This is a genomic window from Streptomyces sp. NPDC058373 (assembly GCF_042723275.1).
Lineage (GTDB): Bacteria > Actinomycetota > Actinomycetes > Streptomycetales > Streptomycetaceae > Streptomyces.
This window is the reverse complement of record NZ_JBHXJE010000009.1, coordinates 142,971-168,881: the sequence shown is the minus strand read 5'-3', so window position 1 is coordinate 168,881 and position 25,911 is coordinate 142,971. Positions and strand designations below refer to the sequence as shown.

General features: G+C 70.9%; 23 protein-coding genes and 1 pseudogene. 14 read left to right on the top strand and 10 right to left on the bottom strand.

The features are described from left to right. From ACFWMZ_RS08995 to ACFWMZ_RS08970, 6 genes and pseudogenes are all read left to right on the top strand, one after another. Positions 1 to 269 (top strand): annotated as a pseudogene (locus tag ACFWMZ_RS08995) (hypothetical protein); the annotation flags it as partial. Continuing rightward, positions 266 to 529, top strand: coding sequence for a phosphopantetheine-binding protein (locus tag ACFWMZ_RS08990; RefSeq protein WP_383176907.1), 264 nt, complete (start codon positions 266 to 268; stop codon positions 527 to 529). The pseudogene ACFWMZ_RS08995 and the gene ACFWMZ_RS08990, both read left to right, overlap by 4 nt. Before the next feature lies 1 nt (position 530). Continuing rightward, on the top strand, positions 531 to 1,781 hold the full coding sequence (locus ACFWMZ_RS08985) for a hydroxymethylglutaryl-CoA synthase family protein (RefSeq protein WP_383176910.1): 1,251 nt from the start codon (positions 531 to 533) through the stop codon (positions 1,779 to 1,781). Positions 1,782 to 1,821: 40 nt separating this feature from the next. Beyond that, a complete protein-coding gene (locus ACFWMZ_RS08980; RefSeq protein WP_383176913.1) occupies positions 1,822 to 2,100 on the top strand; it encodes a phosphopantetheine-binding protein in 279 nt (92 codons plus the stop codon). Continuing rightward, positions 2,097 to 3,440, top strand: coding sequence for a beta-ketoacyl synthase N-terminal-like domain-containing protein (locus ACFWMZ_RS08975; protein WP_383176915.1), 1,344 nt, complete (start codon positions 2,097 to 2,099; stop codon positions 3,438 to 3,440). The genes ACFWMZ_RS08980 and ACFWMZ_RS08975 overlap by 4 nt, the downstream gene beginning before the upstream one ends. Positions 3,441 to 3,445: 5 nt before the next feature. Continuing rightward, on the top strand, positions 3,446 to 4,249 hold the full coding sequence (locus ACFWMZ_RS08970) for a thioesterase II family protein (RefSeq protein WP_383176918.1): 804 nt from the start codon (positions 3,446 to 3,448) through the stop codon (positions 4,247 to 4,249). Positions 4,250 to 4,258: 9 nt separating this feature from the next. On the opposite strand, the gene ACFWMZ_RS08965 is transcribed toward ACFWMZ_RS08970, so the two are convergent. Further along, positions 4,259 to 4,804, bottom strand: coding sequence for a DUF1697 domain-containing protein (locus ACFWMZ_RS08965; RefSeq protein WP_383176921.1), 546 nt, complete (start codon positions 4,802 to 4,804; stop codon positions 4,259 to 4,261). 149 nt (positions 4,805 to 4,953) lie between these two features. On the opposite strand from ACFWMZ_RS08965, the gene ACFWMZ_RS08960 reads away from it, so the two are divergent. Then, positions 4,954 to 5,931, top strand: coding sequence for a DUF6039 family protein (locus tag ACFWMZ_RS08960; protein ID WP_383176924.1), 978 nt, complete (start codon positions 4,954 to 4,956; stop codon positions 5,929 to 5,931). Positions 5,932 to 6,030: 99 nt separating this feature from the next. On the opposite strand, the gene ACFWMZ_RS08955 is transcribed toward ACFWMZ_RS08960, so the two are convergent. Continuing rightward, a complete protein-coding gene (locus tag ACFWMZ_RS08955) occupies positions 6,031 to 7,227 on the bottom strand; it encodes an NAD(P)/FAD-dependent oxidoreductase (protein WP_383176927.1) in 1,197 nt (398 codons plus the stop codon). Positions 7,228 to 7,253: 26 nt separating this feature from the next. Continuing rightward, entirely contained in the window at positions 7,254 to 7,619 is a 366-nt protein-coding gene (locus ACFWMZ_RS08950; protein ID WP_383176930.1) for a VOC family protein, read from the bottom strand. Positions 7,620 to 7,838: 219 nt separating this feature from the next. On the opposite strand from ACFWMZ_RS08950, the gene ACFWMZ_RS08945 reads away from it, so the two are divergent. The 6 genes from ACFWMZ_RS08945 to ACFWMZ_RS08920 all read left to right on the top strand — a co-directional run bounded on the left by ACFWMZ_RS08945 (position 7,839) and on the right by ACFWMZ_RS08920 (position 15,972). Then, positions 7,839 to 8,558 (top strand): PIG-L deacetylase family protein, encoded by a 720-nt coding sequence (locus tag ACFWMZ_RS08945; RefSeq protein WP_383176933.1) that lies wholly within the window; start codon positions 7,839 to 7,841, stop codon positions 8,556 to 8,558. Positions 8,559 to 8,561: 3 nt separating this feature from the next. Next, the gene (locus ACFWMZ_RS08940) at positions 8,562 to 9,308 is read left to right on the top strand and encodes a class I SAM-dependent methyltransferase (protein ID WP_383200436.1); all 747 of its coding nucleotides are present in this window, start codon (positions 8,562 to 8,564) and stop codon (positions 9,306 to 9,308) included. A 139-nt stretch (positions 9,309 to 9,447) separates the two neighbouring features. Further along, positions 9,448 to 10,968, top strand: a complete 1,521-nt coding sequence (locus ACFWMZ_RS08935) for a DHA2 family efflux MFS transporter permease subunit (RefSeq protein WP_383176939.1) — start codon at positions 9,448 to 9,450, stop codon at positions 10,966 to 10,968. A gap of 72 nt (positions 10,969 to 11,040) precedes the next feature. Beyond that, the gene (locus ACFWMZ_RS08930) at positions 11,041 to 11,442 is read left to right on the top strand and encodes a DUF3224 domain-containing protein (RefSeq protein ID WP_383176942.1); all 402 of its coding nucleotides are present in this window, start codon (positions 11,041 to 11,043) and stop codon (positions 11,440 to 11,442) included. A gap of 142 nt (positions 11,443 to 11,584) precedes the next feature. Beyond that, a complete protein-coding gene (locus tag ACFWMZ_RS08925) occupies positions 11,585 to 12,877 on the top strand; it encodes a cation:proton antiporter (protein WP_383176945.1) in 1,293 nt (430 codons plus the stop codon). A 113-nt stretch (positions 12,878 to 12,990) separates the two neighbouring features. Further along, complete coding sequence (locus tag ACFWMZ_RS08920) at positions 12,991 to 15,972, top strand: family 78 glycoside hydrolase catalytic domain (protein WP_383176948.1); 2,982 nt, start codon at positions 12,991 to 12,993, stop codon at positions 15,970 to 15,972. Between the two features lie 861 nt (positions 15,973 to 16,833). Here the strand turns inward: ACFWMZ_RS08920 and ACFWMZ_RS08915 are convergent. From ACFWMZ_RS08915 to tpg, 6 genes are all read right to left on the bottom strand, one after another. Further along, a complete protein-coding gene (locus ACFWMZ_RS08915) occupies positions 16,834 to 17,103 on the bottom strand; it encodes a helix-turn-helix transcriptional regulator (protein ID WP_265701040.1) in 270 nt (89 codons plus the stop codon). 83 nt (positions 17,104 to 17,186) lie between these two features. Next, entirely contained in the window at positions 17,187 to 17,900 is a 714-nt protein-coding gene (locus ACFWMZ_RS08910; protein WP_383176951.1) for a helix-turn-helix domain containing protein, read from the bottom strand. After that, a complete protein-coding gene (locus tag ACFWMZ_RS08905; RefSeq protein WP_383200433.1) occupies positions 17,900 to 19,933 on the bottom strand; it encodes a hypothetical protein in 2,034 nt (677 codons plus the stop codon). The genes ACFWMZ_RS08910 and ACFWMZ_RS08905 overlap by 1 nt, the downstream gene beginning before the upstream one ends. Positions 19,934 to 19,957: 24 nt before the next feature. Next, positions 19,958 to 20,563 (bottom strand): helix-turn-helix domain-containing protein, encoded by a 606-nt coding sequence (locus ACFWMZ_RS08900; protein ID WP_383176957.1) that lies wholly within the window; start codon positions 20,561 to 20,563, stop codon positions 19,958 to 19,960. A 97-nt stretch (positions 20,564 to 20,660) separates the two neighbouring features. Continuing rightward, positions 20,661 to 21,623, bottom strand: a complete 963-nt coding sequence (locus ACFWMZ_RS08895; protein ID WP_265701046.1) for a hypothetical protein — start codon at positions 21,621 to 21,623, stop codon at positions 20,661 to 20,663. 16 nt (positions 21,624 to 21,639) lie between these two features. After that, the gene (gene tpg / locus ACFWMZ_RS08890) at positions 21,640 to 22,209 is read right to left on the bottom strand and encodes a telomere-protecting terminal protein Tpg (protein ID WP_383176963.1); all 570 of its coding nucleotides are present in this window, start codon (positions 22,207 to 22,209) and stop codon (positions 21,640 to 21,642) included. A 100-nt stretch (positions 22,210 to 22,309) separates the two neighbouring features. Here tpg and ACFWMZ_RS08885 point away from each other — a divergent pair, with 100 nt between their 5' ends. Continuing rightward, a complete protein-coding gene (locus ACFWMZ_RS08885) occupies positions 22,310 to 23,362 on the top strand; it encodes a TniQ family protein (RefSeq protein WP_383176966.1) in 1,053 nt (350 codons plus the stop codon). Positions 23,363 to 23,415: 53 nt separating this feature from the next. Here ACFWMZ_RS08885 and ACFWMZ_RS08880 read toward each other — a convergent pair whose 3' ends face one another. Next, positions 23,416 to 25,584, bottom strand: coding sequence for a helix-turn-helix domain-containing protein (locus tag ACFWMZ_RS08880; protein WP_383200430.1), 2,169 nt, complete (start codon positions 25,582 to 25,584; stop codon positions 23,416 to 23,418). Positions 25,585 to 25,911 lie beyond the last annotated feature (327 nt).

Below are 25,911 nucleotides of genomic sequence, written 5' to 3'. Positions count from 1 at the left end.
CCATCGTCGACTGGGCACTGCTGCGATACTGGCGTGCGCTGGGCCGCCCCGACACCGCGTTCCTCGACCGGATCGTCGTGGACCAGCGGCTGTGCTACCTCGGCAACGCCGACCTCGACGCCGTCCTCTCCATCGGCGTACGAGCCTGGAACCGGCCCGGGGACCCGTCCGGCACCGAACTCGTCGACCTGGTCCTCGGTGACGCGCGCACCGGCCGCGCCCTCGCCGTCTGCACGCTCACGACCACTCAGGAAGCGGTACGCCCATGACACAGACCGCCGGCGCGGACCGCGCCGAGACCGCCCGGATCGTCCACGACACGATCGTCACGATCCTGCCGGGCGTGCCCCGCGAGAACATCAGCGGTGACCGGCATCTGAAGGACCTGGGCGCCGACTCCGTCGACCGGGTCGAGATCATCCTCGCGCTGATGGAGCGGCTCGGCGTGTCCGAGCCGATGTCCCGCTTCAGCGAGGTCCCCGACATCGACGCCCTCATCGAACTGCTCTGTACGACGAAGCGGCGCTGACATGACGCGGACCTCGGACTCCACGACACCGCCCCGCTACGGCATCGAGGCGCTGAACGTCTACGCCGGGCTGGCCCGTATCCCGGTGACCGAGCTGGTCGCCGGGCGGGGGATGGACCTCGCGCGCGTCGGCAACATCATGATGCGCGAGCGCTCCGTCGGCCTGCCCTTCGAGGATCCCGTGACCAACGCGGTCAACGCCGCGAGGCCGCTGGTGGACGCGCTGTCCCCGCCGGAGCGGGAGCGGATAGAGCTGCTGGTGACCTCCACCGAATCGGGCATCGACTACAGCAAGTCGGTGTCCAGCTACGTCCACGAATATCTGGGGCTGAGCCGGAACTGCCGCCTGGTGGAGGTCAAGCAGGCCTGCTACGCCGCAACGGCCGCGGTCCAGCTCGCCATCGGGTACGCCGCGTCGGGGGTGTCCCCGGGCGGCAAGGCCCTGGTGATCGCGACGGACGTGGCCCTCGTCGACGAGCGGGCGGGGCTCGCCGAGCCGGCCACCGGGCACGGCGCGGCGGCCGTCCTGATCGGCGACGCTCCCCGCGTCCTCGCCGCCGACCTGGGCGCGTTCGGCAATTACAGCTACGAGACGATGGACTCGGCGCGGCCCACGCCCGAGTTCGACATCGCCGACGTCGACCGGTCCCTGTTCGCGTACCTGGACTGTCTGACGAACAGCTTCGAGGACTACCGCTCGCGGGTGGAGGACGCGGACTTCGTCACCACCTTCGACCAGCTCGCGATGCACACCCCGTTCGCCGGCCTGGTGAAGGCGGGACACCGCAAGATGATGCGGGCTTCGGGCGATGTGGCGCCGGAGGTCGTCGAGGAGGACTTCGCGCGCCGGGTCGCCCCGTCGCTGGTGTATCCGGCGCTGGTCGGCAACCTGTGCTCCGGTTCCGTGTACCTGGCGCTGGCCAGCCTCGTCGACCACGCGGCGCTGGAGCGTCCCAGCCGGGTGGGCCTGTACTCGTACGGCTCGGGCTGCTCCTCCGAGTTCTTCAGCGGTGTGGTCGACCCCGGCTCGCGGGCTGCGCTGGCGCCGATGCGGATCGCGGAGCAGCTCGACCGCCGGGCCCCGATCGCCTTCGGCGAGTACACCGAGCTGCTGACCGAGACGCTGCGCTGCCTCGTCCCGGAGAAGCACCGCACGGTCGACGTCGAACGCTACGCCTCCCACCTTCCGGCCGAGCGGCTGCTCGTGCACACGGCGACGAAGGACTTCCACCGCCAGTACGCCTGGACCTGATCGGCACCACGACGGCACGAGACCGAGAACGGACGGGACGATGGACATCGACAACCACGGGCGGCTGACCGAGCAGTCGCCGCTCTTCGAGACGATCCGGCGCAATGTGCTGGTGGTGGTCCCGGACCTGGACCCGGCGGCGATCACCCTGGACCGCTCGCTGAGCGAGCTGGGCTGCAACTCCATCGACCGGGCCGATGTGGTCACCATGACCATGGAGGATCTGGGCATCCAGGTGCCGGTCACCGAGTTCCACCAGGTGCACGACCTGCGGACGCTCGTCGAGCTGCTGGACCGGTACCACGGCGGGCGGGGGTGACCTCGGACGTCGTGGTCACCGGCACGGGCGTGCTGTGCGCGCTCGGGCCGGACACCGCCGCGTTTGCCGAGGCCCTGCGGGCGGGCCGCAGCGGGGTCGCGGCCCGCCCGGGCGGCACCGCCCCGGGCGCGCCGGGACCGGTGCTCGCCGCCGACCTGCGCGACTTCGTGTTCGCCGAGGCCGTGGCCGCCCGCCGGCACATGCCCGAGCGGCTGCGGCGCGGCGCCCTGCGGACGGCGGGGCGGTCGCCACTGTCCGTCCAGGCGTCCCTGGCGGTGGCGCTGGAGGCGTGGGAGTCGGCGGGGCTGCACCGCGCCGGCGGGGCGCCGGAGCCGGGCCGGGCCGCCCTGGTGGTGGCCGGCCACAATCTGGGCGGAGCGCAGTCGGAGCGGGTGCGCCCCAAGTTCGAGGCGGACCCGGCGTATCTGCCGCCCCGCTACGCCCTCCACTTCCAGGACACCGACCACGTGGGCACGGTCAGTCAGGTCCTCGGTATCACCGGGGAGGGCTGCACGGTGGGCGGCGCATCGGCGAGCGGCACGGTCGGCCTCGCCCACGGGGCACGGCTGGTGGCCTCGGGCGAGGCCGACGTGTGTCTGGTGATCGGCGCGCTGACCGAGCTGTCGCCGATGGAACGGCAGGCGTTCTTCAACCTCGGTGCGATGGCGGGCGGGCGCGGTACGGACCGGCCCGCGACGCGGTGCCGGCCCTTCGACCGCGACCGGGAGGGCTTCGTCCCCGCGCAGGCCGCGGCGTGCCTGGTGCTGGAGTCGGCGGCGCATGCCCGGGCCCGGGACGCCGTCCCGCTGGCCGGGCTGCCCGGCTGGGCGGTGCGGCTGGACGGCAACAGCCTCGCGGACCCCAGCGAGGACGGTGAGGCGCGGACGATGTCCGCGGCCCTCGCGCGCGCCGGGCTCCCAGCGGAGCGGATCGGGTACGTGAACACGCACGGCACGGCGTCCCGGCTCGGTGACGAGACGGAACTGCGGGCACTGCGGCGGGTGTTCGGCCCCGCCGCGGGCCGCCCATGGGTGAACGCGACCAAGGGGCTGGTGGGGCACGGGCTGTGCGCGGCGGGAGTGGTCGAGGCCGTGGCGACGGTGGTGCAGCTGCGCGGTGGCTTCGTGCATCCGAACGCCAACCTGGAATGCCCCATCGACGAGGGGATCCGCTTCGCCGGCGGACGGGCGCGTACGGCCGAGGTGGAGTTCGCGCTCTCCAGCAGCTTCGGCTTCGGCGGGTTCAACGCCTCCGTGGTGCTGGCCCGTACGGGCGGGGCGACGGCGCCGGACGCGGCACGGACCGGCACGGCACAGGCGGCGGAACGGACGAGGGAGTGATGACCGTGGCGGGACCGACGGCGGCACAGGAGCGGGCGCGGCGGCCCTACCGGTCGGAGAAGTGGCTGGCGGGCGGACCGGGCCGGTTCGCGCCGGAGGCGAGGACACGGCTGTTCTGCTTCGCCCACGCGGGCGGCGGTACGGCGCTGTTCCGGCCGTGGCGGACCGCGCTCGCGCCGGACATCGATGTGTGCCCGGTGCTGCTGCCGGGCCGGGAGTCGCGGCTGCACGAGCTGCCGTACCGGCGGGTGGAGCAGCTGCTCGACCCGCTCTGCGAGGTCCTCTCGGGGCATCTGGACCGGCCGTACGCGTTCTTCGGGCACAGCATGGGGTCCGTGGTGGCCTACGAGGTGGCCCGCCGCTTCACCGGAGGGCCGTTCGGGGGCCCGCTGGCCCTGGTGGTGTCGGGGCGGCGGGCGCCGCAACTGCCCTCGCAGCGGCGGATGTTCTCGATGCTGCCGGACGAGGCGTTCCTCGCGGAGCTGAGCGCCCTGAACGGCACGCCCGTCGAAGTCCTGGGCCAGCCGCAGCTGCTGGAGGCGTTCCTGCCCGCGCTGCGTGCCGACTTCGAGCTGAACGAGCTCTACCAGCCGCTGCCGGGTCCGCGGCTGTCGTGCCCGGTCGTCGCCTACATGGGGGCGGACGATCCCGAGGTGGACTGTGTCGAGCTGGCGGGCTGGCACGAGACCACCGGGGACCGGTTCACCCTGCGGGTGCTGGCGGGCGACCACTTCTATCTCAAGGACGGGCGGCCGGACGTCGTCCGCCATCTGCGGGAGGACCTGGGCCAGTCGGCGGCCCGGCGATAGAGCGGCGGATCAGCCGTCGGCGGCCAGCTCGTGCAGGGCGTTGACCGTCTTCCAGTTGCGGGTGGTGGCGGGGATGCCAAGACGCCGCTCGATGAAGGCGTTGTTGAGCTTGGTCCTGCCGTAGCCGCCGGGGACGTGCAGGTGGATCTCGTCGCCGGCCAGGGAGAATTCGGCGGTCTCTCCGGCCGGCGTCTCCAGCCGGCCTGCCTGCTCGGCGGTCGGCGCCTCAGCGAGGAAGGTGACGTGCAGCTTGGTCGGGTCGTCCTCGCGGTCGAGGTAGGGGTTCGCGGCGAGGGTGCGGGCTAGGGATTCGGCCGTGCGCAGCAGTACGGTGACGGACACGCCGAGGTCGGACTCGATGCGCTTCTCGATGCCCGCGGCAAGCTCGGCGGGGGCCGGTCCGTCCGGGGCGCCAAACACCACGTTCCCGCTCTGGAGATACGTCTGGGCGGACTCGAATCCCATATCGGCGAACAGGCCGCGCAGGTCCTTCATGCCAATCTTGGCATTGCCGCCGACATTGATGCCGCGCAGGAGCGCGATGTACGTCGTCATGGCCCCCAACCTCTCACAGCCCCATTGCGGGCGACAACGAAGTCCGTAAAGCCCTGAGCACTCAATACTGAGCAGATCCGAGGGCCGACACACGTGAAGAATCGGGACGCTCCGTCTTCTGCCCCGATATGTAGTAGGAGTTCTTTGCCATGTCCGACGAGTCGCCCATTGTGATGCCGCCGGAGGCATTCACCATCCCGTCCGCCCAGTACCAGACGTCGGTTCCGCTCGACCAGCTGCTGCACTCGGCGAACGCCGGGGTGATCGTGGAGCGGGTGGGCCTGATCAAGAGCGAGTTCCGCTCCGAGGCACGGATGTTCGCCCGGGAGCTGGCCGAGTACATCAACACCCACCAGGTGGGCGTCGCGTCGGTGTACGTCTACGAGGAGACGTTCGGCCGCAAGGACCAGATCCACTGGCTGATCCACGTCAGGTCGCTGGAGGCGTACGAGACGCTGGTGAGGATGGGCAGCACCGACGCGGGCTTCCGGGACATCTTCACCAAGGAGCGGATCTCCCCGGAGAAGGGCGGCGGCACCTGGGACCGCATGTTCGTGGACGGCTCGCTGCAGGAGACCGTGCTGCTCCCCCAGTTCACCGGCATGTACGGCACGGGCCTCGACGTCGACGAGCAGGCCGAGCGCCCGAAGCTGGGCGGCGCCGCGGTGGTCCCGCCCGCGCAGCACCAGACCTCGCTGCTGCCCGAGGAGACCCTGAACTCGGCGACGGCCGGCATCCTCATCCACCGGGTCGGCCAGCTGACCTACGAGTTCCGCGCCGAGGGCCGGCAGTTCGCCCGCGACGTGGCGGAGGCGATCAACGCAAAGCAGGGCGGCGAAGTGACGGTCCTCCTGTACGAGGAGGCGTTCGGCACCTCGGACCGTATCCACTGGTTCATCCACATGAAGTCGCTGGCGTCCTACTACTCGCTGATCGACATGCGGGCGTGGATGGAGGAGGACGTCCGGGACGTCTACACCAAGGAGCGGATCTCCCCGGAGAAGGGCGGCGGCACCTGGGACCGCATGTTCATCGACGCGACGCTGTCCGATCTGGCGCTCACGCCGCAGCACTGGGGGATGTACACGACGCGGAAGATCGCGATGCCGGGCGCCGGGGCGGCCTGAGCGGCCACCGATGCGGCGAGGGCCGCCGGTCCCTTCGGGTACCGGCGGCCCTCGTGTCACGTCCTGCCGTCACGCCGCATCGGGCGCCGAGCGTCGCGCTCATCCCACCGGGCTGAGGCGGGCCATGAGTTCGGGGGTGTACAGCTCGCGGATCGGCCGGATCCCGGCGACGGTGTCGAAGTACTTGACGGTCAGCTCGGGGTCGGACTGGATGACGCGCAGCAGCGCGGTGCGCTGCTCTCGCGCGTCGAGCCGGGCGACCGTGAGGGTGGCTTGGTAGCTCTCCATGAGTTCCTGGTCGCGCTGTTCGCCGAAGGTGTGCAGGGCCTTGTCGAGCAGTTCCTCGTCGTGCAGGTCGGTGCCTATGCCCTCAGTGAGCAGTTCGGCCTGGAGGAAGGCGTCGGTGATGCCGCGGGCGCTGATGGAGTCCTTGTGGTGGCCGGCGTCGCCGACCAGAACCCAGCCGGGGCCGTGCGCGGTGCGGAAGAAGTTTTGCTGGTCGCCGGTGCCCCGCAGCCGCTCAGTCTGCCGCTTGCCCTCCATCCGCTCCCACAGGCCGGGAGCCGTGGTACGGATGGTCTCCAGATAGGTCTCCTTGGCGCGGGAGCGGATGGAGGCGAACTCGTCCTGGGGGAAGTACGTGGCGACCAGGGTGGCGTTGTCGTGGGTGGGGACCGCGCCGACCCAGCGCCCGGGACTCTCGTAGAGCTCGAAGTCGGCCGGCACATCCTCCCAGAAGGTGTAGTACGCACAGGTCATACGGGCGTCGGAGATCCGGCGGCGGGCCCCCGCGAGGCGGGCGACGGTGGAGCGCATGCCGTCGGCGCCGACCACCAGTGTTGCGTCCGCGGTGTGCCGGGGGCCGGAGGCGGTGTACTCGACGCCGGTCACCCGCTCGCCACGGCGGCGTAGGCCGCTCACGGAGGCGCCCTCGCGCAGTTCGACGCCGGCCACCACCGCGGCGTCGACGAGGATCTTGTCCAGCACGTGCCGGCGGGGCGCGTAGGCGGCGCGGTGCCCGTCCACGCCGCTGGCACAGCCGGACAGTTCGACGTCCCCGAGCCGGTAACGCATCCGCTCCAGGGGCGGGCAGCCGGAGGCGACGACCTGGTCGAGCAGGCCCCAGCGGGCCAGGCGGGCGACGCCGGGCTGGTGTATGTAGTTGGTGGACAGGGTGTCCGACGGAAAGGTGGCACGGTCCAGCAGCAGCACCCGGTATCCGGCGCGGGCGAGGAGCATGGACGTCGGGGCGCCGCCACAGCGAGCACCCACGACGATGACGTCGTAGTCGGGCACGAGGGGTCTCCTTGGTACGGGCGCGGTCAGGCGCGGCTGACGCAGAAGGGATGGCCTGCCGGGTCGGTGAAGACCCGCCAGCGGTCACCGCCCGGCTGGTGAGCGGGCTTGTCCGCCCCGAGTTCGGTCAGCCGCTCCTCCGCGGCGTCGAGGTCGGATGCACCGAAGTCGAAGTGGCACTGCTGCGGGATGTCCTGCCCTGGCCACTGCGGTGCCCGGTACCCGTCGACTCTCTGGAAGCCGATCCACAGCCCGTCCTGGCTGACGAGTCCGACGAAGGAGTCGTCGCTGTGGGACACCTCCCATCCGGCGAACGCCCGATAGAACTCGGCCATTTTTCCGGGGTCGGGGCAGTCGAAAGTAACGGCGCGCAGCCTTGCGTGCGGGGACATGGCTTCCTCTTTGTCATGGGGAATTCACCATGGATGTTTGTTCGGGAACTTAAAGGCACAGGGCACGAGCGGCTGCTCAAATCTGCGCGTGCGGCCCGCTTGACCAAGGTTTCACCAACCGGCGTGCGGGGTTGAGCAGGATTGAGCATGATTCGCCGGCCGGACCGTGCTTGGGTGGCATTGGATCCGCGTCCTGCGAGAAGAATCGAGAAGCCGGTCATGAGCGAGAACGAGCTTGCCCAGCTGCCCGACGACTGGGAACGCGCCCTCGTGGCGGTGGCACACCCCGACGACATCGAGTTCGGCGCGGCCGGAGCCGTCGCCGCATGGACCGACAAGGGCAAGGATGTCGCATACCTGCTGATGACGCGGGGGGAGGCGGGCATCAACTCGATGGAGCCCGAGGCTGCCGCCGCCGCCCGTGCCGAGGAGCAGATCGCTGCGGCGAGGATCGTGGGCGTGGAGCGGGTCGAGTTCCTCGACCATCCGGACGGGACCATCGAGTACGGGTTGCCGCTTCGCCGTGATCTGGCCGCGTCCATACGCCGGTTCCAGCCGGAGCTGGTGGTGGGCTTCAATCACCATGACCTGTTCGGCAGCGGCAAGTGGAACACGCCGGACCACCGCAACGCGGGACGGGCCCTGCTGGACGCCGTGGGCGACGCGGGCAACCGCTGGATCTTCCCCGAGCTCGGTCTGGAGCCGTGGGACGCCGTGAAGTACGTGGCGATCGCCAGCTCCCCGCAGCCCACGCACGCCGTCGACATCACCGACTCGCTGGATCGGGCGGTGGAGTCGCTGGAGGCGCACAGTGCCTACCTGGCCGCGCTGGGCCCGCGGATGGCCGACGTGCGCACTCCGCTCACCCAGTTCGCGAAGTTCACCGGGGAACGATTCGGCGGCCGTCCCGCGATCGCCTTCGAGCTGTTGGCCCGCTGACCGATGAGCGTGGCCTTCGACCGTCAGGCGGCATCGTACGATGCGGCGCGCGGCGGCCTCGAACGGGGCCGGCAGGCCGCCGGTGACCTGCTGCCGCACCTGGTCCCGGGCACCGTCCTCGACGTGGGCGTGGGCACCGGGGCGGTGGCGGCGGCGCTGCTCGCGGCGGAACGCCACGTGGTGGGAGCAGACCTGTCGCTGCCGATGCTGCGGCAGGCCGCCGACCGGTTGGGTCCCGCCGTGGTGTGCGCCGACGCCGCCGCGCTGCCGTTCGCCTCGGAGTCGTTCGCCAATGTGCTGTTCGCGCACGTCCTGCACCTGGTGGGCGACCTGGACCGGGCGGTCGCCGAGGCGGCCCGCGTGATGCGGCTCGGTGGCCGGCTGCTGGCGCTGCACGGCAGCCCGGAGCCCGATGTACGGGACGACGTGGTGACGACGATGGCGGCGCTGGACGAGCTCCAGCAGGCACGAACCGACTCACCGGAGGCGATTGCCGGTGCCTGCGGGGCTGCGGGGCTGGAGCCGGTGACGAGCGCTCCGGCGGCCGCTCATCCGCGGGCCATGTCGCCGTCGGACTTCGCCGGCAGTCTGGAGCGCCGGGAGCCGTCGTTCGTCCTGCGACTGTCCGACGAGGAGTTCGCCGAGCGGGTTGCTCCGGTGGTGGCGGCGCTGCGGGCGCTGCCTGACCCGGACGTTCCCCGTCAGCAGGTGTGGCGGGTGCGGCTGGCGGTGTTCGCCCGGCGCGACTGATCCGCGAGCCCGATCTGGCCGGAAGTCGCCGGACCGCATCCACGTGCAGTACACACTCATGTGCGTTGCGCGAGGGGGGCCCAGCGCGGGACAACGCGCACGGTCCGCTGCAATCACTAGATCGCCCCAGGAAGGCAACGTGAACGAAGACACGGAAGAGTCCGCCCCGCCCGCCAAGCCACCCGCGCCGACCGACCGGGCCTCGCTGCTGACCCCGGGGCAGCGGACCGCCGCCACCGTCGGTGTGCTGCTCGCCCTGGTGCTGTCGTCGCTCGACCAGTCGGTGGTCGGTGCGGCCATGCCTCAGATCTCCCGGGATCTCGACGGGCTGTCGCTGTACACCTGGGTGGGCACCTCCTACATGGTGGCCGGTGCCGTGGTCATCCCGATCGGCGGGAAGCTCGGCGACATGTTCGGCCGCAAGCTGTTCCTGCTGTGCGGCATCGCCGGGTTCATGGCCGCGTCCTGGCTGTGCGGGCTGTCCCAGGGCATGGGGGAACTCATCGCACTGCGTGGTCTCCAGGGCCTGTTCGGCGGACTGCTGCTGTCCAACTGTCTGACCACTCTGGGCGAGATCCACCCGCCGGAGAGCCGGGGCAAGATCCAGGGTCTGGCGGGTTCGCTGTTCGGCCTGAGTTCGGTGCTGGGCCCCCCGCTGGGCGGCTGGATCACCGACGCGCTGGACTGGCGCTGGATCTTCTACGTCAATGTGCCGGTCGGTCTCGTCTCCCTCGTCGTCGTGGCTGCGGCACTGCCGATGATCCGTACGGACGCGGTATGGCGGGACATCGACTTCCCGGGCGCCGTGACCCTGGCTGCCGGGATAGTGCCGCTGCTGCTGGGGCTGTCCTGGGCTGGCGAGGGACACGGCTGGGGCGAGCCGATCGTCTGGGGTCCGCTGCTGGCCGGGGTCGTCCTGCTTACGCTGTTCGGCCGGGTAGAGGCCCGCGCCGCGCACCCGATCGTGCCGTTCGGCCTGTTCCGCAACCGCACCTTCACGGTGCTCATCGGCACGGCGTTCCTGTCCGCGTTCGCGATGATGGGCGCGGTCTACCTGGTGCCGCTGATGTACCAGGGTGTGCTGGGCTCGTCCGCGACCTCCTCGGGCAACCTGCTGGCCCCGATGATGCTGGCACTCGTGGTGACCAGCATGCTCGCCGGCCGGGTGGTCCACCAAGTGCCGCGCTACCGTTACCTGTTCGCCCTGCCCATGGCGGTGGCGGCGCTCGCGCTCGTGCTTCTGACGCTGGTGCGCCCCGACACCGGAGTATGGGTGCCAGTGCTGTCCATCGTGCTCGTCGGCGCGGGCCTGGGTACGGTGCTTCCGCTGACCACGCTGGTGATGCAGAGCGCCCTGCCGATGGAGCAGATCGGTGTGGGTACGAGTCAGATCCAGTTCTGGCGGATGCTCGGCGGCCCGGTCGCGCTCGCGGTGCTCGGCGCGGTGATGGCGACGCGGTTGGACGGGCACTCCGCGGGCACGGTACGCCCGGAGGTACTGGCCGATGCTCTGCACCCGGTGTTTTGGATCGCGGCGGTGGTGATGGCACTCGCTGTGCCGGTGTCCTTGGCCCTGCGTGAGGTACCGCTGCGGGGAGCACCCGAAGCGCCGAAGCCTGCCGATGCCGACGCGAACCGGTCGGCAGGCGCCTCCAACTGACCCCGTCTGCGGGATGGTTCCCCGAGGACGAGGCAGAACACACAGCAAAGCAATCGAAGTCTTGGAGCAAAGATGAGTCACGCAGCCGGACAGTTCGACAACAAGAGCTGGGACGAGAAGCCGCTCACCGCGGAAGGTGTCGCCCCCAAGTTGCACCGGGCCGAGGTAGGCAACGCTTACCGGGGCGACATCGAGACCGAAGGGAGCACGGTCGAGTACCTGCTGGTCTACCCGGAGCAGGAAGGAGCCGCGGTCACCTTCATCGGTGTCGAGCACATCACCACCACGCTGGCCGGACGCAGCGGCAGCTTCGTACTGCGCCACGAGGGTGAATTCGCCGACGGCACTGTCAAGGCCGATCTGACCGTGGTTCCCGGCTCGGGCAGCGGCGAGCTGGCCGGTCTGACCGGCAGCGGCAGCTTCGTCATGCACATGGGCAAGCCAGCCGAATGGACTCTCGACTACGAGGTCTGAGCCAGGGGCCCGGGCAGGGCACTGGCATCCATCCGCTCACAGCGGACTGACCACCTGACGGGGCCAGCCCGATCCGGCCTTTTCCCAGGCAAGGATCCGGCGGGCCCCGTCCCCTGTCTGCGCACCCCTGTGAGGAGTAGGTGTGACTTCCAGCTCCCTTCCCCTGACCCAGATCCTCCTCGCCGTTCCCGCGGTGGTCCTCACCTGCCAGTTGGGAGGCGCCGTCTTCCGTCGGCTGGGTCAGCCACCCGTGATCGGTGAGATAGCCATGGGCATCGCGCTGGGCCCCTCACTGTTCGGCGCGCTCTGGCCCGAAGGACAGCACTGGCTGCTCTCCTCGTCCACCACGCCCTTCCTCGACGGACTGGGGCAGCTCGGCCTGCTGTCCTTCATGTTCCTGATCGGCACGGAACTCGACCTGGCAACGCTGCGCGGCCACAGCCGCACTGCTCTCGCCGTCAGCCAGGTGAGTATCGCCCTGCCCGCCGTGTGTGGTGCCCTGCTGGCCTTGGCGATGTATGGTCCGCTGGCTCCCAAGGGCGTCGGGCGCACGCCGTTCGTGCTGTTCATAGCCGTGTCCATGAGCATCACGGCGTTTCCCGTGCTGGCCAGGATTCTCGCCGACCGCGGACTGACCGGCACCCCACTCGCCGCCCTAGCGATCGCCTGCGCCGCCGTCGACGACGTCGCCGCCTGGTGTCTGCTGGCTGTGGTGGTCGCCATCGCAGGCAGCGGCTCGGCCCTCGACGCCCTGACGACGGCCGCCCTGGCGGCCTCGTTCCTCCTGGCGATGCTCTACGTGGTTCGCCCTCTGCTGGCGCTCTGGGTGCGCCGTGCCACCCAGCCACGCGACGGCCTCGTCCTGGCCCTGCTCTTCAGCGGCGCCTGTCTGGCCTCCCTGGCCACCGATGAGATCGGCGTTCACTCCCTGTTCGGCGCCTTCGTCTTCGGGACGATCGTCCCCCGCGACTCGCCGACCGTGGCCCGCTCCACCACCCGGCTCGGAGCCTTCGTCGTACCGGTGCTGCTGCCCCTCTTCTTCGTCCAGACAGGCCTGCGCACCAACTTCGGACTGCTGGGTGACAATGCCTCGGCATGGCTGTGGGCCGGCGCCATCCTGATCGTCGCGGCCTTCGGCAAATGGGGCGGCAGCGCCCTCACCGCCCGCCTCACGGGCCGCTCCTGGCGAGACTCCCTCACCATCGGCGCCCTCATGAACTGCCGCGGCCTCACCGAGCTCGTCGTACTCAACATCGGTCTCGACCTCGGCGTGATCAGCTCTGAGGTCTTCACCATGCTGGTCCTCATGGCCCTCATCACCACCGTGGCCACCTCCCCCGCCCTCGCCCTCCTCCACCACGGCGCCCCCACCTCCACGGACCTCCCTCTCCGCGACCGGTCGACGAAGCAAGGCACCGCCAAAACACCGGTGTAGCGCTGTGGCACGGAGGAGCATCAACTCCTCCGTGCCACAGCTTCCGCGCAACACTTACCTCGACAGCGCTGCTTTCGGCATTCCTGCGTGCCTCGGATGTGAGCAACGGGTACATGTGGCAGTTCAACGTCACGGGCTCCACCCCGATGCTGAGACTGCGTAAGCAGGTCAAGGGCAACTACAGCGTGGTTCAGCAGGTGGATCTCGCACCCCACGGCTTCACCAACGCCGGTCTCCTCGCCGGCCGGCACACCGTCCGCTATGACGCGGCGGGTACGACCATCAAGACGACGCTCGACGGCAAGCTGGTCAGCACCTTCACCGACGCCACGTTCACCAAGGGCTACATCGGTTTGCGTACGACCGCGTGTTGCGGCGAACGGGAAACCGTCTACGACGCCGTCGTGACCGGCACCGACGGCGGCACGCTGCTCGACACCGACTTCGCCTCCGGCCGGAACCCGTTCACCGGCGGTGAGATCGTCGACTCCGCCCTCGCGGTCTCCGGCACCACGGACGCCCTCTACGGACCCGCGGCCCGGCCGCTGCCGCTGCTGCGCAAGGACTTCGCGACCAAGGCCGGCAAGGAGGTGGCCTCCGCGCGCGTCTACGCATCGGCACTCGGCCTCTACCAACTGGAGATCAACGGCAAGCCGGTCGGTGACCAGGTGCTCGCCCCGGGCTGGATGAACTACCACAAGCGCATCCAGTCCCAGACCTACGACGTGACGAAGCTGCTCAACAGCGGCGACAACGCGATCGGTGCGTCCCTGGCGGACGGCTGGTGGGCCGGCAAGGTCGGGCTCGGCTGGAGCCGCCAGTACGGGGACACTCCCGCACTGGTCGCGAAGGTGTGCATCACCTACACCGACGGCTCGATCCAGTGGATCGCCACGGACGGTTCGTGGAAGGCCTCGGACGGCCCCTTCACGAAGGCCGACCTGCAGGACGGCGAGATCTATGACGCCCGTCTGAAGCCGTCGGACTGGAGCCGGCCGGAATTCGACGACGCGAAGTGGGAGCCCGCCGCGAGCCTTACGTCCCGCACCGCCCTCCTGGTCCCGCAGAGCGACGAGCCGGTGCGTCAGACCCAGGTGCTCCAGGCCCAGAAGATGACCGAGCCCACAGCCGGGACCTACGTCTACGACCTCGGCCAGAACATGGTCGGCGTGTCACGGCTGGAGCTGACCGGCTCCACCGGCCAGACAGTCAAGATCCGCTACGCGGAGGTGCTCAACAAGAACGGCACCCTCTACACCGACAACTTCCGCAGTGCCAAGGTCACCGACCTCTACACCTTCGCCGAGACCGGAACGGTCACCTACGAACCCACCTTCACCCAGCACGGGTTCCGCTACATCGAGATCACCGGGGTGAACGAACCTCCCGCTCTCCTGGACGTCAAGGGCGCCGTATGGGGATCCGACCTCCCCGCCACCGGCACGCTGAAGACCTCGGACGGCATGCTCAACCAACTGGTGAGCAACATCTCCTGGAGCCAGCGCGGCAACTTCCTCTCCATCCCCACCGACACCCCGGCCCGCGACGAACGCCTGGGCTGGACAGGCGACATCAGCCTGTTCGCGCCGACGGCCAACTACCTGGTCGACACCCGCGCTTTCCTGTCCCACTGGATGGCGGACGTACGCAACTCCCAGTACGCCAACAGTGACCTGCCGGCGGTCGTACCGACCCCGCAGGGCCAGTTCGGCGACAGCGGTGTCGGGTGGTCCGACGTGATGATCACCGTGCCGTACCAGGTGTGGCGCTCCTACGACGACACCCGTATCCTCCGCGAGAACTACCCCGCCATGCAGAAGTTCTTCCAGTTCGTGCGCACCAGCGCGGGAGCGGCCCTCCTCGAACCCGGCCGCACCACCTTCTTCACCAACGACTGGCTGCACCTGGACGACCCGACCGAGCAGGGCATCCTGGGCACGGCCTACTACGCCGAGAACGCCCGCATGATGGCCGAAATGGCCAAGGCCCTGGGTGATGACGCGGCGGCCGCCGACTACAGCAGGCGCTCCGCCGATATCCGCGACGCCTTCACCAAGGCGTACGTCGCCGCCGACGGCACCGTCAAGCGCAACTCGCAGACCGGATACGCGCTGGCCCTCGGCATGGACCTGGTCCCGGATCCTGCACTGGCCGAGAAGGTCGGGAGCAAGTTCGTGGCCAAACTGGCGCTCACCGACTACCACCTGCGGACCGGCTTCATCGGCACACCGCTGCTGCTGCCCGCGCTGAGCAAGATCGGCCGGGACGACCTCGCCTACAAGATGCTGCTGCACAAGGACTACCCGTCCTGGGGCTACGAGGTCGCCAACGGCGCCACCACCATGTGGGAACGCTGGAACTCGATCATGCCCAACGGCGACTTCGGCCCGGTCGACATGAACTCCTTCAACCACTACGCCTACGGCGCCGTGGGTGACTGGATGTTCCAGAACATCGGTGGCCTCTCGGCGATAGAGCCCGGCTACAAGCGCTCTCGGATCGCGCCGGTGCCCGGCGGAAATCTGACGGAGGGCTCCGGAACCCTCAGGACCGTTTATGGCCGCCTGTCGTCGAAGTGGAGCGCCCACGACGGCGCTGTCGATCTGAAGGTGAGGGTGCTGGTCAACACCGTCGCGGAGGTCCACGTGCCGACCAAGACCCGTTGGGCGGTCACCGAGAGCGGCCGGCCGGCCGACGACGCCAAGGGTGTGCGGTTCCTCCGGATGGACGACGGGGCCGCCGTGTTCGAAGTCGGATCGGGGTCCTACAGCTTCGGCGTCGACGCCGTCCTCGGCGGCCTCGGCGAAGCCAAGGAAGCAGCCAGAGAACTGCGCGACCTCGTGGCGGGCCTGGACGCTCCGGGCGCGCCGACGGCAAACGAAAAGGCCCGGCAGGTCCAGACCTCCGTCAAGGCCGCCTGGACCACCTACGTGGCGGGCGGTGCGCAGAGCACCGACCAGCACGTGGACCGGGCCCTGGCGCGGCTGGACGACATCGGAGACTGGACCACTCAGCAGGTTGACGAGGGAACGCTGACAGCCTCACAGGGAGAGTCGCTGCGAGCTCTCATCGACCGCATCCAAGAGAACCTGTGACTCTGCCCGTCTCACCAGGGACTGGTGAACCACGATCGCGGCCGTCCGTCGCCAAGTGGTTGCCCGGTTCCACGGTCCGGATCAGGATCGCCCGCCGGAACGACGGCAATCGCCGCTGACACGCTCTCTTGCCGGCCTGGACCAGGCCGGCAAGAGAGCGTGTCCTTTTTTTGGGGGCCTTGCAGCAGCCCCAGGTGACCAGTCGGACAAGTCGGTGCCGCCACGGATCGGGGCTCGGCCGCTGGCGGCGGTGTGGGGGCGGTGACAGCTGTACCGCCGGAGCCGGTCGGAACGCTCCACGGCTGTAGCCGGAGGCCCCCGCCCCTGTGTGGTGCCAGGGGCCGGGGGGACCGGCGACGCCCCCCGTGCTCTGATCGCCGTGTCCGCAGCCAGTCACCGGGGCCTGCCCAGGGTCGGGCCGACCAGGACCCGGCCACCTGGCAGCCCCCGGGCGGCTACCGCTGCACCTACGCAACCAACTGGGGCCGTCAAAACTCGCGGGGACTCGCCATCGACCCCGCCGAACGGTCCGCACCCACCGATGTCCTCGACAGCTGCCCCGAGGCGACCGTCGAGGTCACCCGCGTCCGCCAACCCTGGCAGCAGACCCCTTCAGCACCGTCTCTGTGATCCTCCTCCGGCCCCGGAATCGTTGATCACGCTTGAAGCCTGTCACTGAGGGCCGCGCCCAAAACGGAGTAGTACACCGAGACGCCGCCGGGAGCACCCGTCCGGGTCGGAGGGCGGCAGAACGGTGACCGCGGATGGCGCCCTCCGGGCGCTGTCCCGCGCCGGACGTCGGCGAAGACATAGCCCGATCAAGGTGTCGCTCGTTTTGGGGATTTCCGGCAGTTTCTGGAGCTACTGGCGCTGAGGAGTGCGTCGGCGCGTCGCCGGCAGGCCTTCGCACGCGCGGGTGGGGCCGGCCAGGAGATCAAGTACGTCGATGGCGTAGTGGGCCGCCACACGGTCGCAGTCGTCCAGGGGCCATGCCGCGGCGCCGGACTGGCGGCGGCTGACCTGTGCCTGGCTGAGTCCCAGCGCCATGGCGAGATCGGCCTGTGTCTCTCCCGTCAACTGCATGAGCGCGGCGATCGCGGCCCTCACGCGTTCCCCCGACGACAGCACCATGGTGTTCAACTTACCGCTGTCCGTCACCGGTACGTGGGCACGACGGTGTGCCAGGGAGTTGCCGGTGTGCTGTGGCGGAGTGGTCAGCGCGGGCGCCAGGTGCGGATTTCGAGGTGGAGGATGTGGGCGTCCGAGTGGATGCGTCCGGTCTCCACCAGCCACTGGTGCACGGCTGCGGTGACGTCGCCTCCGGCGGCGTTGACGCGGCGGGCGAAGTCGGCGGCGTCGAAGCCGCCGGTCTGGGCGGAGCCGTAGGAGCGTTCTTCGGTGTGGTCGGCGCGCTGGATGACGTCGCGGCGGATGCCGGGTGAGTCGGTGCGGCTGCCGGAGGGGTGCAGGTAGGCGGTCTTGGCCAGGCGGACGGTGAAGGCCAGGCGCAGGCCGCGGCGGGCGGCTTCGGCGATCAGGGGGCGCAGGCGGGCGGAGCCGGAGGCGATGGCCTGGGCGCCGACGCGTCCGGTGCCGGAGCCGGTGGGGGTGATCAGGAGGGCTTTGCCGCGGACGCGGGCGCGGGCACCGGAGGCGGTGGTGCGCCGGTGGGTGTGGCGGGCGGCGATGGCGGTGAGTTCGGGCAGGTCGGTGATGCCGCCGGTCTGCACAGCGGTGAGGACTTCGCGCAGGGCGGGGACGAAGGCGGCGCCTTTGTTCTTGGTGTAGAACTGCGAGACCAGGGAGGGGTCGCGGTCGATGATGCGGGCGATGTCGCGTTTGGTGTAGCCGGCTTGCTGGAGTTGGTCGGCGAGTTGGGCGGCTTCGTTGTGTGCGGGCTGGGGGGTGGGTCGGCGGCGGGGCGGCATCAGGCTTCTTCCGGTGCGTTGTTCTGGCGGCCGGTGTCGCGCAGGGTGAGGAGTTCTTCTTCGCTGGTGGGGGCGTTGACGGGGCCGGAGAGGTGGCCCTTGAGGAGGTAGTCGCCGGGGCGGTGGTGGTAGGGCCAGTGCTGGGGCTGGGTGAGGTAGAGGGCGTCGGTGCGGAAGGCGACGACGGTGCCGGGCGGGGTGTGCAGGGCTCCGGCGTGGGTGTCGTCGTCGCGGTGGTACTGGGTGAGCAGGGCGGCGCGTGCGGCGGACCAGATGGCGGCGGCCCATTCGGGGTGGGCGTTGGGGTCGCGGGCGAAGCCGGTGGGTTTCTGCCAGGTGATCAGGTCGTCGTCGAAGCCGACGATTTCGGCGTCCGGGGGTACGTCGCGTTCCATGCTGCGGGGGGTGGTGCCGGTGACCATGCGGGGACGCTGGGCGAAGGAACCGATGCCATAGAGCAGGATGGAGCGCACCGCGCGGGAGGCGAGGTGGGCGGCCCGGGACTGCTGGGCGTCGCCCTGGAAGTGGGCCTGGGCGGAGAGGTTCGTCCAGGTGTCCTTGAGTTTCTTGGACCATTCGTCGAGGGGTTTGCCTGCCTCCCACAGGATGCCGTCGAGGATCTCCACCTTCCACGGCGTCAGGGGGTTGGTCAGGGCGGTGTGGACTTCGGGTCCGCCGGCCCAGGTGGTGAAGGTGGTGCCGGGCGCAGCCGGGTAGTTCCAGGCGCGGTCGCCGGGGGCGGGGGCGGGCAGCAGGCCGACGTGGTTCCAGCCGTTGGGGACGGTGACGCGGATGTGCCAGTGGCCGCAGCCGTAGAGGGCGTCGTGCTGTTGCTTGACCGGCCAGGAGGCGAAGGCCTTGCCGGTGACGCGGCGGGGGGCACCGACCGGGGACTTCCAGGTGTGTTTGGCGTAGGCGAAGGTGCGGTCGTATTCGATCAGCGCGGGCAGTTGCTCCGGGACGCTGGGCGGGGTGAGGAGTTCGTTGCGGCCCTGTCCTGCGGTGGCGTGCAGCAGGCCGCGCAGTTCCTCGGACAGGACGGGGAAGCCGTCGGCGTGTTTGCCCCGGCGGGGGATGGTGCGGGTCCACAGGTCCCGGCCGGTCTGGGAGGGCGAGCCGAGGATGACGGCGTCGGGGAAGTGGCGGCGCAGTTCCTCCCACAGCAGGCGGAAGGCGTCGCGGACGATGCCGGGGTGGTCGGTTGTCTCGAGGTCGAACCACTCCCCCACGCTGCGGATTTCGACGTGGTGGTCGCCGTTGGTGCGCTGGTAGCGGGCGACGGGGTTGCGGGCGTGGACGAAGTGTCCGGCCATCCGGTCACGGCCGCGGCCGGTGTCGACGCGCCAGCCGGGAGTGGGTGCGTTCAGCCAGGCGGCGACGGCGTCCCGGAGGTAGGGGTAGCGGTCGGCGTCGCGGTGCCAGGGGGCCCCGGCGGTGATGTAGATGCGCCGGATGGTGTCGGGGACGGCGTGGAAGACGGCGGTCAGGAGGGCTGCGGCCGACCGGTCGCCCAGGTCGAGGCGGACGGTGTGGTCGCGGTGGACGAGGATCCCGGTGGCGGCGTCCAGGAAGACGGCGGGGTGGGGCTGCTGGACGAAGTTGGGGTACTGGGAGGCCAGGCCCGAGGTAGGGGTGAACCAGCGGTCGGTGTCGGTGTCCTGGGGCAGGGAGGGCAGTTCGCGGGGGGTGGCGGGATCGGCCGGCTGCTGCTGCGGCGCGGGAGGTGGGGGCGCATCCGGTGCGGGGGCGGCCGGTTGGACAGCCGACTGCGCCGGTTCGGCGGCGCCCGCGGCGGGGACGGTGGTGTCCATGTCTTGGGGGGCGAGTTGGGGGGCCAGGGCGACGACGTCGGCGATGCCGAGCCCGGCCGCGGGCGCGATCCGTTCGGCCTTGGCCTTGTCGTGCGCGGCCAGGACGGTGACGGTCTTGTCGCGTTGTGCTTCCAGACGTGCCAGGGCGGCTGTGGTCTTTTTGATGTCGTCGCGCAGCGTGCGCAGCTCAGCGAGGCCTTCGGTGTAGGTCTGTGCATCCATCGTGGTTCCTCGTGGGCGGCTTGGTCAGCTGACGGTGGTGTCGGGGGTGACGTAGGCGATCGCGCCGCCGGAGTGGGAGTGCAGGCGGGTGCCGAGCAGCAGGGCGGCCAGGGCGCGGTCGTCTTCTCGGGCGGAGGGCAGTTCCATCGTGGGGGCGGCGAGGTCGGTGATGTAGCCGGCCAGGCGGGCGCCGGGGAAGGCGTAGCGGCCCTGGTCGTTGCGCTGCCAGGTGTCGAGGCCGGTCAGGACGGCGACGACGTAGCCGGACAGGGTGACGGGCAGCAGGCCTGCCGCGGCGATGCTGGCGGGATCGCAGCGCCACCAGCCGTGCAGGCTCTCGAGGAGACGGGTGGGCCCGAGGTGGGGGGCGTAGCCGATCCAGGTGCGGTCGTCTTCGTCGACGCGGCGTGCCGTGTCGACGCGCAGCACGGCGATCTCTGAGGCGTCGAGGCGGTGCAGCGGGGCGTGCGGGCGCTGCTGGAGGGACTGGACGATGTCGAGGGGGATCATGACGCGGACGCCGCGGCGGGACAGGCCGGGCAGGACGTCGGCGCGGATGAGGCGGCGCAGGGTGGTGATGGCGCAGCCCAGTTCGGCAGCGGCCTGACCCGTGGTCAGCAGCACGGCCATGTCCGCCTCCCCGCTTGTGTGTGGTGCCGCAACAGGACGCTAGCGGCATCCAACCCGCATTGCAAGCCCGATCAGATATCTGATCGGGCTTGCAATGTCAGAGGGCATTGAGGCGGGCTTGGTCCGCAGCGGGACCGACTGCCCCGATCTTCAGCAGCCGGGCGTCGATGGCCGTTTCGCTTCGCCCGAACTCCTTGCTGAGTTCGGGGTTCACTACTCCTTCGGCCGAGAGGCGGGCCAGCCGCTGGTCATCTTCTGGTTTCCAGCCGGTGTGGGAGTTGGGGTGGATCTCACGTCGTTGCCGCATGGCCTCCGAAAGGGGCCGGCTGGCGGGGGCGGCGCGGTCGGTTCCGCGCGCGCGGATCAGTCCCTGGCGTGTGAGTTCGTCGTAGATGGCAGCGCGGGAACAGCCGAACTCCGCGGCGAGAATGCCGAAGTCGCGTTCCCGGCGGAAGCGGGTGGCGAGCCGGGCGCTGTTTGCGGGTGCCCACCCGCCGCCCTGGCGGGGTGGCGGGATGGCGGCGGAGGTGGTGAGAGTGCGGGAGGCTGCGTCCAGGAGGCGGGCCAGGGGCGCGAGGTCGTCCGCGGTGACGGCGCCGCAGAGTTCGCCGTGGACCTCTCCTCGCTCACCGCTGACGGTGCATTCCAGGGTGAGCTGTCCGTTATCGCAGCGGGTGCCCGTCAGGACGTAGCGGCGGCCGTCTTCAGTCAAGGCGGACTCCAGGCAGGGCGCCGGGATGGGGTCGGACGGCGTGGCGGACGGTGCGGGCACAGGCGTGGCGCCCATCGGGGAGGCGAGGAGGGTGTGGATGTGCCAGGTGGCCAGGAAGCGGCCGCCGGTGTCGAGTTGGTAGGCGACGGGGCCGGCCTCCAGGTCGGTGACGCCGTACAGGACGGTGAGCCGCTGGCCGGCGAAGGGGCTGGTTGCTTCGGGGGTTCCGGGAACGGGCTGGTAGGTGAGGATGCCGCGGCCGGGCTCGTCGGTGGGGTCGAGCAGGGGGGCGTCGGGGTCGCCGTGCCAGTGGCCGCTGCGGTCTTGGAAGGCGTAGATGACTGTCATGGGCCATTTCCTTGGCTCAGTAGTGGAACTGGATGAGGTGCAGGTCGCTGATGGTCACGGCGGCCTGCTGCTGGTCGGCGGGCAGGGCGCGGAAGAAGTAGGCCTCGCCGATTCCGTCGGCGAGGATGCGGCGCAGTTCGTCTTCTTCGGCGTCTCGGTGGCGGGCGTCGAAGAGGTGGCGGGCGTGGTGGGCGGGCAGGTCCTCGATGACGCGCAGCAGGCGGGGGTCGTGGAATTCGCCGCTGAGGGTGGTGTAGGCGAAACGGGCGTGGAGCTCAGCGGTGACACAGCCGCCGTGGTCGAGGATCTGCTGATGTGCACGGCGGCGGACGTCCGGCTGCCAGGTGCGGTAGATCTCGCGCTCGATGAGGGTGGCCTGGGCGGACGTGAGGTCGCCGATCTCGCCCTCGGCCCACCGGGTCAGGGCGTGGGGATAGGCGAACAGGCGTGGCGCCAGGGCGCTGGGGCTGGTCTGGCGCAGCAGGTGACGCAGGCGTGTGGCCGGGCGTTTGGGGGGTTGCCGTGTCCAGTGCCGGGCGTCGGCGAGGTCGAGCGCGTGGGCGACGGAGGTGTTCAGCAGCGGCACGGTGGGGTGGTCTCCTGCCGGGGGTTACCGGGGTCGTGGCTGGTCGTTGTCCGCGGTGAAGGGGCCGGGCGGGGCCCGGGCCGGGATGCGGGAGGCGGGCATGGACACGGAGGCGGTGCCGAAACTGGTGGGGGTGGAGCCGGTGCCGGGTGAGGCGGCGGCCTCCTTCGTCCTGCGGCTGGCCCACCTCAACGAGCTGCCCGTGAAGGAGGTGCTGCGGGAGGCGGGAGCACACCGGCCGCCTGGGGAGCTGGATCCGTGGGCGCAGGAGGTGTTCCTGGGCGAACCGGCCGCCGCGCGACTGGCGGTGATGGCCCGGCGCACTCCGGAGGAACTGTGCCGCGCTCTGCCCACGCTGGCCGCCGGCACCGGTGGCGGCCGCCGCCCGTCGGTACGGGTGGAGTCCTGGCCCGGGCAGTGGACGCCGCTCGAGCCGTGCGCGGCGTGCCTGACCCGGCACGCTGACCTCGTGACCCCGGTGGTGCTGGCCGGCGGCGAGCCGTGGCAGGTGTGTGTGCGCCACGGCCGGTGGCTGCGCAGCACCGCCGGCGGCGGCCCCGCCCAGGTCTCTCTGGCCGGGCTTGGGGAGGTGGTGCGGGCGCATCGGCGTCGAGTTCGGCTGCAGCAGCGGGTGGGACCGTACGCGCGGGCGCTGCTGGCCGATGCGCTGCAGGTGGCCGCGGCCTGGTGGCAGGGCCGCCAGATGGGCTCGGAAACGCTCTGGGCCGGCCGGGAGGCGGTGCTGGGCACGGGTCGGCAGCGGTGGGCGGTGCCGCTGGTCGTCTACCCGGAGGCCGTCATCGTCGCCGAGGCCATGGCCGTGTACGAGCGGCAGCGGCACTGGGGCCGGGAGTTCGCAGGCGGTGCACCGGGCTGGGTCTCGAAGCGCTGGATCGCCTTCGTGGGCGAGCGTCTGGGTATGCCCGGCCCGATGGAGCACGGCGGCTACCGGATGCTGCGCCAGTGGACGCTGCAGCATCGCATCACCGCGCCGGTGGTGGACCGGCTGGCCCAGCCCGCGCCGCCGCCCGGCTACCGGACGGGGCATCTGCCGGTGATGGACCCGCATCACGGCCTGCCGGAACGAGGGATGCTGGAGGACGCCTCGTGCCTTGACTGGCGGCTGGGCCGGCCGGTGGCCGCCGCGGAGTGAGAAGCTGGCGCCCGCCCGACACGGGCGATGGGCGCCGCGGGCGCGCTGGGCGCTCACCATGACGGGCAGGTGTCCTTCAGCAGCTGGGCGGGGTTGGTGCCCTCGGCGCAGCGGGCCGTGTACCAGTGCAGCGGGCGCACCGCGACGGGAAGGACATGGCCGGGCGAGATGCCGATCCTGAAATCGCTGTAGGGGGTGTCGGTGATCTCGGTCAGGTGCGGGGTGCGGGTGGCGTACACGATGTGGCCGCCGGCGACCGCGAGGGGCCAGTAGCCGCTGCGGGCTGTACGGGCGAGCTTGCGGTGGATGTTGGCGCGGGCGTTGGCGACGACCGCGGCGTACAGGTCGGGGCGCCAGGTGGGTTCCTTCGGGCTGGGCCAGGCGGCCAGCGCGGCCTGATCGGGCTGGGCGGGCGGCTGGGCCAGAGCGGCCAGCCCGTCCTGGCCGGTGGCGTGCATGGCGTGCAGGAGGGCCCGCTGCAGGGGGTCGGCCTGGGCCAGTGCGGCGAGGGCGGCCAGGAGGTCGGGGTTGTCCATGGTGGCGGTGATCCCGAGGCGTTCCAGGACGGCGAGGCGGGCCAGGCGCAGGTGGTCGTACCAGGGGGCCAGGTAGGGGCCGGTCGGGTCGGGGCGCAGCCAGCCCTCGGCGGGGGGTGGCAGCTGGGCTGTGCCCACGCGCAGCGCGGCGTAGGCGACGGCGGGTGTGGTGTGCCAGGCGGGGCCGGTGCCGGCGAAGGCCGGGGGCAGCATCGGGTGTTGGGGGACGGCGGAGAGGTCGATGAGCCAACTGCCGGGCTGCTTGGGGTCGATGGGCGGGCGGAGGACGTGGTGGGCCGGCCCGTCGGCGACCTGGATCTCTCTGATGCCGGCGAGGTGGAACAGGTTCACCGCCAGGCACACCGCGTATGGGCGGTCGGCTTCGTCGGGGGCGGGAGGGCGCCACCAGTCGATGTCGGTGTCGGCGAGGGCGTCCTGATCGGCGCGGTGGCTGGCCAGTTGGTGGCCGGGCGGGGCCTCGCAGGGGGCCGGGTCGACTGGTCTGGTCAGGGCTCCGCCCACGCCCCCGGTCAGCAGGGCACCGGTGGCGGTGTGGCGGTGGGCGGGCGGGCGCAGGTCGCGCATGAGCTGGTGTCCGCAGGCACCGGGAGTGCCTAGCGGGGTGCGCACGAGCGCGGTGTACTGGCCCAGGGCGGCGGCGAGTTCGGCGGGGGTGAGGTGTTCGGGCAGGTTCCAGGCGTCGTGGTGCAGGGCGCCCCAGTCGGTGGCGGCGAGGTGGATGCGGTCGCAGGCGGGATCACCGCCACTGGGGTGCAGCCGGGTCCAGGCGCCCAGGCCGTCGGCGTCGGTCTGCCAGCCGATCGCCCGGGCCTGCTGCAGCAGCGGGTGGTCGCTGCGTGGATGCCGTGCGGGCAGGGCGGGCAGACCGGCGGGCAGCGCCAGGCGGGCGCGGGCGGTGGACGTGAGTACCAGCAGCGGGCCGGGCGGCAGGGCTTCGCGGCGGACAGGGGCCGCGCCGAGCGGGGTGCGCACGGCCCAGGCCAGCAGCCCGTGCAGATCGTGGGCGGGACAGGTCCGGGTGCGGCCGTCGGCGAGATGGGCGATCAGCCCCGCCGGGCCGGCCTCGAGGACGGCCAGGGGGCCGTCGGACATGCCCCGGGCCTTGATCGGCGGATAGGCCAGCCGCATCGTGGGGCCGGCCTCGAGCAGCGGCCGCTGCACCGGCAGCGCAGGACCGCCGGCCGCGAACCGTGAAGGACCCGGCCCGGGGGCGGGCGAGGCCGGCAGGGCCCGGTCGGCGTCGAGTGTGGGGCAGCGGGTGCCCAGGTGTTGGGGGTGGCCGCCGACACGGTGCGGTGTGGGCTGCTGGCAGCGGCGGCACGGTGCGTGGACTGCCGCCTGGGCGGGGATCTCGTGCCGAAGGACGCCCAACGCGGCCCAGTCAGGTGCCTGTGCCGGTGAGGGTTGAGGCCCGGCAGTGCCCTCCTGCCGGGCCTGCAGGGCGGTCAGCAGATGGCGGTAGATGGCCGCGGTGTCGCCGCGCGGGGTGGTGCTGCCCTGTTCCCAGGCGCGGACGGTGTCCTCGCTCACGCCGCAGGCGTCGGCGATCTGGTGCAGGGAGAGCCTGGACTGGCGGCGCAGTCTGCGCCGTTGCTCCGGCACGGGCAGGCCGCCGGACCGCGGTCCGGGCTCTGGAATGATGTCGAGGTCGAACAGTCCGTCCAAGGTTGGGTCGGCTCCCCCGCTGGCGTTTGGTCCGGGATGCGGCACTGCCGGTCGAAGCAGATGCGCTTGTCAGCGCAGCATGCAGGAATCCGCAAAGTGCATGCGTTACACGCATGAACGTTTTGTTGGCTGTCGACCTGCGCAGATGCCGAGGAAGCGGGCCGGAAAATCCGCTCCGTTCGAGCGACCCGCACACAGGGTGTTGCCCGGCGTCCCCTCTCTGTTCGAGCGAGGCGCGCGCCGGATGTTGCCCTGCGCCCCCTTACCCGGTCTTCTCGATACGGGTTCACCTGGCACAACGGCCGGTTCGCCCGTGCGATCGAACGG